Genomic DNA, 8,148 nt, shown 5'->3' with positions numbered 1-8,148 from the left:
AGTGGGAGGCCCAATAGGTATCCCTACCTTTACACGCCTCGCTGCCTTGTGATGATTGTGTCGATGGCCACTTAAAAACCTGCACTTTTGGCCACTAGAAAACCGTCATTTTCGGTCACGAAAAGTCGTCAACCTAGGTCCTGGAAAGAGTCACCGTAAGGATGGTGAGATTGTGCTCAAGGTCACTGTAGTCACAGCGGATATCATCGGCTCCCGGAAGGCCGGGAACTATGAACCCGAATTGAAGGAACGATTAGCGAGTCTGCAGCATCCCAAGTTGGTGAGCGCGTTTTCGTTATCACGGGGCGATGAAATCCAGGGGGTATTGGAGGGGTGGCTCCAGGCTCCTGAAATAGTTCGACATTTGAGGTTTGCGTGCCGCCCCCTGAAACTGCGGATCGGAATCGGTATCGGCTTGCAGGAAGGGTCCCTGGAGGCCAACCCCTGGAACATGAACGGCCCGGCCTTCCACCTTGCGAGGCTGGCTCTGGAAGCCGCGCAAAAGGAACGACATCCCTCAACCGTAATCAAAACCGGCCACCGGGAACTGGACGAGATCCTCAATTGCGTCTGGGGCTTGATCGATATCAGGCAGGTGAAATGGACCGACAAGCAATGGGAAGCGGTTCAAGCTTATGAGGAAAGCAAGACCTACGAAGGAGCCGCAAGGCGTCTCAATATTACCTTCCAGAACGTCCAGAAACGTTGCCGCTCGGCAGACTGGCATCAGTTGAGAGAAGCCGAAAAAACCCTTGGGAAGCTGGAAATATACGTGTCCCGTTTTCACCTTGGAGAGGGTGAAAACACTGATTTCACCTTGCGAAAGGTGAATGCGGGGGGCACACAACAGTGACCCTCCTGTGGATGGGTATCCTTGCTCAAGTACTGGCCGATTTCGTACTGCAAACGGATCGGCTGGTGAAAATGAAGGCGGCAATAAAGTGGCGGGCCTTCTTGGAACACGGGCTGGCGCTCTTCCTATGCACTTTCGTCCTCACCCACCTATACGGCATAAAGCTGGCGCTTAGCTTTTCCACTGCAGCAGCCTCGGTTCACCTCTTAATTGATTACCTGAAAAGCCTTGTTACCAAAAGAATTCGGCGCAAAAGCTCCCACATCATCGCCTTTGTTTTGGACCAGCTTATTCACCTCTATGCCTTGTTTCTCTTGTCATTTCTATTTACATCCGGGTTTACCGTTAAACCGGACGAGACAGTTCTGGCGCTTTACTTAACCTGCTTTCCCGGTATCAACTTGTCAGATCTGTTTAACAGGTATTGGGATAAAACGGTTATTGTTTCCATCATATTTGTTTACGTCTTGTTTGGCGGGGCAGTTCTTAACAGGCTTTTCTTGAACTGTATGTCCGACCTCTCAAAAGACAATGCATCACCTAACATTGGCAAATGGATCGGAATCCTGGAAAGAGCGATCATACTGGTTCTCATAGCTTCTGACAATGTCACGGCCGTTGCGATGGTCCTAACGGCTAAGTCCATCGCCAGGTTCCGGCAACTCAATCAACGAGACTTCGCTGAATATTACCTGGTCGGTACGTTAATCAGTACGGTTCTTGCCTTTATCGGCGGTCTGGCTCTCCGCGCCTCCCGTTGACTGGACCTCATAGATGCATAAACTGAACTTTCCGCCCGTGTGGTGAGATGATAGAGGGGACAACCGTTTGCCGAAGGGAGTTTGAAACGGATGCGTTTTCAGATCCGCCCCGTGCCGGTGCGGGACACCGAGGAGGCCTACCGGGAGATCGAGGCCGTCGGCGCCGACGAGAAGGGCTGCCTGATCATGGCCCCCAAGGCTGTGTACCGGGTCATCAGGATCCGCGGTCTTTCGCCGAAGCAGGCCCAGGTCATCAAGCAGGAGATGCTGGCCCGCGGGGGCGAAGCCGCCGTGGCGCGGGGGGTGATCGACTGGTCGGTCGAGACGACCGACGTGCTGCTGATGGGCACCCTCGGGCAGCTGGCGTCCCTGGTGCGCAAACTGAAACAGCAGCCTTTCGGCCTGCCCGCTCTGGCCGACGAGCTGAACCGCGTGCTCTACCACCTGGAGGTCCGGCCGGCGTTGAAGCTGGACTGCAGGGGCCGGCGGTTGACCATCGGCGAGCGCACCCTGGTGATGGGCATCCTGAACGCTACGCCCGACTCCTTCTCGGACGGCGGGCGCTACCTGGACCCGGAGGCGGCCCTGGAACGCGCGCGGGCGATAGTGAGCCAGGGGGCGGACATCATCGACCTGGGCGGGGAGTCGACCCGTCCCGGGCACGAGCCGGTGGGCCTGGAAGAGGAACTGGCCCGGGTGGTACCGGTCCTGAAGCGCCTGGCGGGAGAGGTCAAGGTTCCCATCTCCATCGACACCAGGAAACCCGAGGTCGCCGCGCGGGCGCTCGAAGCGGGAGCGCACATCGTCAACGACCAGAGCGGGCTGGAGGACCCCCGGATGGCGGAAACGGCGGCGGCGGCGGGCGCGCCGGTGATCCTCATGCACTACAAGGATGTCAGGAAATCCCCGGATATAATGGGGGACATCGTTTCGTTCCTGGACGGCCGGGTCGCCCGCGCCGAGGCGGCCGGTCTGCCGCGGGAGAAGATTATCGTCGATCCGGGGCTCGGGTTCGGCAAGACGCCGGAGCAGAACCTGGAGGTCCTGCGCAACCTGGCGGCGCTCCGGGGTCTGGGCCTGCCGATCCTCATCGGCCCCTCGCGCAAGTCGGTAATCGGCAAGGTGCTCGGCCTGCCGGTGGAGGACCGCGTCGAGGGCACGGCGGCCGCGGTGGCCGTCGGTGTCGCGTACGGCGCCGACATCGTCCGGGTCCACGACGTCAAGGAGATGGTGCGCGTAGCGCGGATGGCCGACGCCATCGCGCGGGGGTGGGATGAGGAGAATGGATAGTATTATCCTCGAGGGCATGCAGTTCTACACCTACCATGGCGTGGATGAGGCGGAGCAGGCCCTCGGCCAGCCGTTGACGGTGGACGTGGAGATGGCGCTCGACCTGGGCCCCGCCGGCAGGGAGGACGACCTCTCCCGGACCGTCGACTACGCGGCGGTCTACACCCTGGTGCGCGAGGCCGCCACGGGCCGCCGCCGGAGGCTCCTGGAGGCCGTGGCCGAGGACGTGGCGCGCCTGGTCCTGGACGGGTTCGCGCCGGTGCAGCGCGTGCGGGTCCGTGTCACAAAACCGCGGCCGCCGATCCCCGGGCCGCTGGCCGCGGCGAGCGTCGAAATCGTCCGGGAACGCCGGGGCGGGGAGGGAGAATAAGAGGTGGCCCTGGCTTATATCGGCCTGGGGACCAACCTGGGCGACCGCCGGGCGAACCTGGACCGCGCTCTGGCCTTGCTTGACGCTGCTCCGGGTGTCCGTGTAAGCCGCGTGGCCTCCATCTATGAGACGGCCCCCGTGGGCTATACCGCGCAGCCCGACTTCCTGAACACGGTGGCCGAGGTGGAGACCGCCCTGGCCCCCGCGGACCTTCTGGCCGTTATGCAGCGCATCGAGGATGAACTCGGCCGCGTCCGTACCGTCCGCTGGGGGCCGCGGACCATCGACCTCGACCTGCTCCTTTACGATGACCTCACACTCGATAACCCCGCGCTGACCGTTCCCCACCCCCGCATGGCGGAACGGGCATTCGTCCTCGTCCCTCTCGCCGAACTGATTCCCGACCGCATCTTGAGCGACCGGGCGGTGCGCGATCTGGCGCGGGAACGGGAAAAAGACACCGGCATTGTTATAGCGCCGTAGTGACAACTCTGGTGTTTTCACGCCATTTTACTCTACATATCTTGCGATATTGTGCGTTTACCGTTACATTAGTGTTAATGGAAGGTGGAAGGAGGGAACGGGTTGCACAAGATTAATTACGGCCACGAGGACCAGATCGAGGTCACCCTAAAGAACGGCTTTATTATCAATTTTGACGCCGTGGGCAACGAACTCTTCACGTTTGTCTACAACCCCCAGACGGACGAGAAAACCAGCGTCTCCTTCGGGATGGACAGCGCGCTGGCCCTGGCCAAGAGGCTTCTGAGCTGCGCCATGGGAGGGGCCCTGATCGGCGGCTATATCCACCAGGCATCAGGCGGCTACAGCATTGAGTTGCGCAGCACCGACGCGGGGGTTCTGTTTTCCATCTTTGACGAGCGGAAAGAGCAGGCGGTCACCATTCCCCTCGATAACGAGGCGGTCCTCATTTTCGCCGAACTGCTCGTCAGGTACGTCCGGCAGTCCAAGAAGGTCGCCGGTGAATAACACGACAACCTGCCCGGATCGGAAGCGGGAAGCCGTTGCGCTCCCCGCTTTTTTGTGCCGTTTTGGGACCGTAGGAATTGAAAACGGGACAATGGTCCCTCTTGGGCGTCGCATTCCGCAATGTATAATGACCATAAAAGGAGAGGAGTGAGCGGCGGTGAAAGCGAGGGCGTTTTATTGCCTGTCCCTGGTCTTCGTGCTTCTCGCGGGGATCCTGTCGGCGGGTTGCCGCCAGGGACCGGAGATGACCCTGGCCCGGGCCTTCGTCCAGGGGGTCAACACGGATTCCTACACCGCAGCGGCACAAATCCAGGTCCAGCTTGAGCCGGTAAACATCCTACTGGAACCGGACGAACGCCGGATTATCGACCTCATCAATGCCAGCCGCCTGACCGTCACCACCCGGGCGAACGTGCCCCGGCGGGAGCAGAGCGCAGCCTACACCTTGAGTGTTCAGGGCCAGACCCTGCAAACGACGTTTTACAGCAGCCCGGACGGCGTCTGGTTCCGTGACCCGTTTGCCCCGCGCTACGTGGACCTCGGCTCCTTTGTAATGACCCCCGAGATCAAGCAGTTTCAGGACGAGATGGCCAAGGCATTGACACCCGCCGTGCGGGAGTTCCTCGGCGGGTATATTCCGGGCCTGGAAAGCCCGGTGACGGTGGCCGACCTTGGGGAGAAAACGTTAACCACCCCGGCGGGGGCGGTCCGGGCCACCCACCTTCAGGTGCGGATGAACGACGCCCAGGCCAAAAAGTTCTTCTTCGACGCCACTGAGCGGCTCATTCTTTCGGAACGCTTTCCGGACCTCGTAATCACCGTTCTGCGTTTCGCCGAGATGCCCGGGGCGGCCGGCGGTCCGGCGCTCACGCCGCAGGATGAGGCCCGGATGCGGGAGGAATGGGCGGCGGCAAAAGAGCAGATGCTCGCCGACCTGACTGAAGCCCGCCTGGAGGCCTCCAGGGTCCAGGTTGTCGGGGAACGCGGCCTGTTGTTTGATTTCTTCGTTGACCGGTCAAACAACATCCGCCGGATGGAGACCGCGATGCACTTCAGCCTGCGCGGGGACGAGGTCACCGGTGACCCGCTGGAGAAAGGGGTATTCAACGCCACGCTCCGGGCCTCGATGGACTTTAACGATATCAACAGCCTGGGTCCGCTGGCCTTCCCCGCCTTCACAGCCGCCGACACGGTGACCCCGATGGAGTTTATGGCCGAGTTTGACCCGGCGCAACTCCCGCCCGTGTTCCGGGAGCTTTTGGGCGAACCCGGCCCGGCCGGGCAAGGGGAGCCGGTCTCCCCTCAGACGGCGTCCTTAAACATGGCTGCATGGAGCAGGTCTGGCAGCCCAAGCAATCCGCGGCTGAACCTGTAGGATTTGCATAAAGGGCTGTCCCGGTCCATTGAAGAATTAGGAACCACGTTGCGTATGCCGATCATTCCTGGAAAGAGTGGTGTCTGGCGATCAAAAAGGCGACGTGGTTTCTTCTTGCACTCTTTGCCCTGACGATGCTGTTCCCACTGGGACCGGCCCTGGCCGCTCCGTACGGCAGCGCCGAGGGGGCGACAACACCTCAACGCGTCATTGAGGTTAACGCCTATATCCTGCCGGGAACGGGGACGGACAAGTACCTGGCCGAAGCGGCGGACCATCTCACATGGGTCAGCGTCTTCAGCTACCGCGCGGGGCCGGACGGCGAACTGATCGCCCCTCCCGGCGCGGAGGAGATCGTGGACGCCGCCTGGAAGCGCGGCGTCTGGCCCCAGATGGTGGTCACCAATTTTGACGGCGGCAACTTCAATACCGCCCTGGGACATGCCCTGGTAACCGACCCGGAGAAGCGCGCGCGGCTGATCGGGAACATCCAGCGGACGCTGGACGAGAAGGGCTTCTACGGCCTGAACATCGACTTCGAGAACCTGCCTCCGGCGGACCGGTACGCCTATACGGCCTTTATCGCCGAGGTGGCGGCGGCCGTCCGGCCGTCCGGCCACCCCCTTTCGATCGCCGTGGCGCCGAAGGCCAGCGACCGGCCCGGGGAGTCCTGGGTCGGGTTCGTGGACTACGCCGCCCTGGGCCGGCTGGTGGACCGGATGATCGTCATGACCTATGAATGGGGCTGGATCGGCGGGCCGCCGATGCCGATCGCCCCGCTGGACAAGGTCCGCGAGGTGCTGGCCTACGTTACGCGGTTCGTGCCGCCGGAAAAGGTCCTGATGGGCGTCCCCCTCTACGGCTATGACTGGCAGTTGCCCGACACACCGTGGAACACCGCCCGCGGGCTGGACAACGCCCGCGCGAAGAAACTTGCGGCGCGTTACGGCGCCCGCATCCTGTGGGACCAGCGGGCGGCCTCCCCATACTTCTACTACACGGACGAATGGGGTTTTACGCACATGGTCTGGTTCGAGGACGGGTGGAGCGTAGCCGCGAAGTACGCCCTGGTGCGCGAATTCGGCCTGGCCGGCGTGAGTTACTGGGTCCTGGGCAACGAGTTCCCGGATAACTGGTCCGTTCTTGACGGCCTGTTCGATCCGCGCCGCGACCCGGCCACCGGCTGGGACATAAGGCTGTGAATGCCGCTGTACTGGAAAAGGGATGCCAAACGTGTTACACTAGGCTGACGGCGGAATACTAGAAGTGATGATGACGGAATTTCAGAGTTGAATAAGGAGCGAACGATGGCAAGCACATTCGAAGAACTCGGGCTGAAGCCCGAGTTGGTCTCGGCGGTGGCCGACATGGGCTTTGAGCGGCCGACGCCCATCCAGGAGAAGGCGATTCCCCTCGCCCTCACCGGGCGGGACGTCCTGGGACAGGCCCAGACGGGGACGGGGAAAACGGCGGCCTTCGGCTTGCCGATCCTCAACGGGATTGTTCCCGGCGGGGGCCTGCAGGTCCTCATCCTCTGCCCCACCCGGGAACTGGCCGTCCAGGTCGCCATGGACCTCACGAATTTCGGCCGCCACCTGAAGACACGGGCCCTGCCGGTCTACGGCGGCCAGTCGATCGACCACCAGGTCCGGGCGCTGCGCGCCCAGCCGGAAGTGGTGGTCGGCACCCCGGGGAGGGTACTGGACCATCTCCGCCGCGGGACACTCTCGCTGGACACGGTCCGTTTCGCCGTCCTTGACGAGGCGGATGAGATGCTGGACATGGGGTTCAGAGAGGACATCGAGGACATCCTCGCCCGCTGCCCGGCCCAGCGGCAGACCATGCTCTTCTCGGCGACGATGGCGCCGCCCATTGCCGAGCTGGCGCGGAGTTTCCTGCACGAGCCCGCCGAGGCGGCGATCCGCGGTTTGGAGATCACCGCGCCCCTTATTGAACAGCGGTATTACGAGGTCAACCCGAAGCAGAAGGTCGAGACCCTCTGCCGGATCCTGGATATCGAAAACCCGGCCAGTGCAATGATCTTCTGCCGTACCAAACGGGGCGCGGACGACCTGGTGGAAAACCTGCGCGTCCGCGGCTACGCCGCCGAGGTCATCCATGGCGACCTCTCCCAACGGGAACGGGACAGCGTCATGGCGCGCTTCCGGGCCGGGAGCGTCGAGCTGCTGGTGGCCAGCGACGTGGCGGCGCGGGGCCTGGACATCAGCCACGTGACCCACGTGATCAACTTCGACATCCCCCAGGACCCGGACAGCTACGTCAACCGGATCGGCCGTACGGGGCGCGCGGGTCGGGAGGGCGTCGCCATTACCCTGGTGACGCCGCGGGAGGTCCGCCAGCTGCGTTTCATCGAACGCACCATCGGCAAGCGCATCAGGCGCCGCGCCCTGCCCACCCTGGCCGAGGCCATCGAGAGGCGGCAGCAGCTGCTGGCTTCCCGGGTGACCGCGGCGCTGGAGGAGCCGGCGGGGGAATACCGTTCCCTGGC

General features: G+C 62.5%; 9 protein-coding genes. All 9 read left to right on the top strand.

Annotated features, from left to right (window positions below):
- Positions 1-172: 172 nt before the first annotated feature.
- Positions 173-853, top strand: coding sequence for a SatD family protein (locus QMC81_11240; protein MDI6908043.1), 681 nt, complete (start codon positions 173-175; stop codon positions 851-853).
- Entirely contained in the window at positions 850-1,614 is a 765-nt protein-coding gene (locus tag QMC81_11235) for a DUF3307 domain-containing protein (GenBank protein ID MDI6908042.1), read from the top strand. Before QMC81_11240 ends, QMC81_11235 begins: the two co-directional genes overlap by 4 nt.
- Before the next feature lie 462 nt (positions 1,615-2,076).
- A complete protein-coding gene (gene folP / locus QMC81_11230; protein ID MDI6908041.1) occupies positions 2,077-2,904 on the top strand; it encodes a dihydropteroate synthase in 828 nt (275 codons plus the stop codon).
- A complete protein-coding gene (folB, locus tag QMC81_11225; GenBank protein MDI6908040.1) occupies positions 2,897-3,274 on the top strand; it encodes a dihydroneopterin aldolase in 378 nt (125 codons plus the stop codon). Before folP ends, folB begins: the two co-directional genes overlap by 8 nt.
- Positions 3,275-3,277: 3 nt before the next feature.
- Positions 3,278-3,757 (top strand): 2-amino-4-hydroxy-6-hydroxymethyldihydropteridine diphosphokinase, encoded by a 480-nt coding sequence (folK, locus tag QMC81_11220; GenBank protein ID MDI6908039.1) that lies wholly within the window; start codon positions 3,278-3,280, stop codon positions 3,755-3,757.
- A 102-nt stretch (positions 3,758-3,859) separates the two neighbouring features.
- On the top strand, positions 3,860-4,264 hold the full coding sequence (locus tag QMC81_11215) for a hypothetical protein (protein MDI6908038.1): 405 nt from the start codon (positions 3,860-3,862) through the stop codon (positions 4,262-4,264).
- Between the two features lie 157 nt (positions 4,265-4,421).
- Positions 4,422-5,639: a hypothetical protein gene (locus QMC81_11210; protein ID MDI6908037.1), complete on the top strand. Its 1,218-nt coding sequence runs from the start codon at positions 4,422-4,424 to the stop codon at positions 5,637-5,639.
- Between the two features lie 134 nt (positions 5,640-5,773).
- A complete protein-coding gene (locus tag QMC81_11205; GenBank protein ID MDI6908036.1) occupies positions 5,774-6,841 on the top strand; it encodes a glycosyl hydrolase family 18 protein in 1,068 nt (355 codons plus the stop codon).
- Between the two features lie 105 nt (positions 6,842-6,946).
- A partial coding sequence (locus tag QMC81_11200; GenBank protein MDI6908035.1) for a DEAD/DEAH box helicase occupies positions 6,947-8,148 on the top strand: 1,202 nt, incomplete at its 3' end.

The organism is Thermoanaerobacterales bacterium (genome assembly GCA_030019475.1).
Taxonomy (GTDB): Bacteria; Bacillota; Desulfotomaculia; order Desulfotomaculales; family JASEER01; genus JASEER01.
Note: the sequence above shows the minus strand (reverse complement) of the source record. Positions and strands in the feature narration are given on the sequence as shown.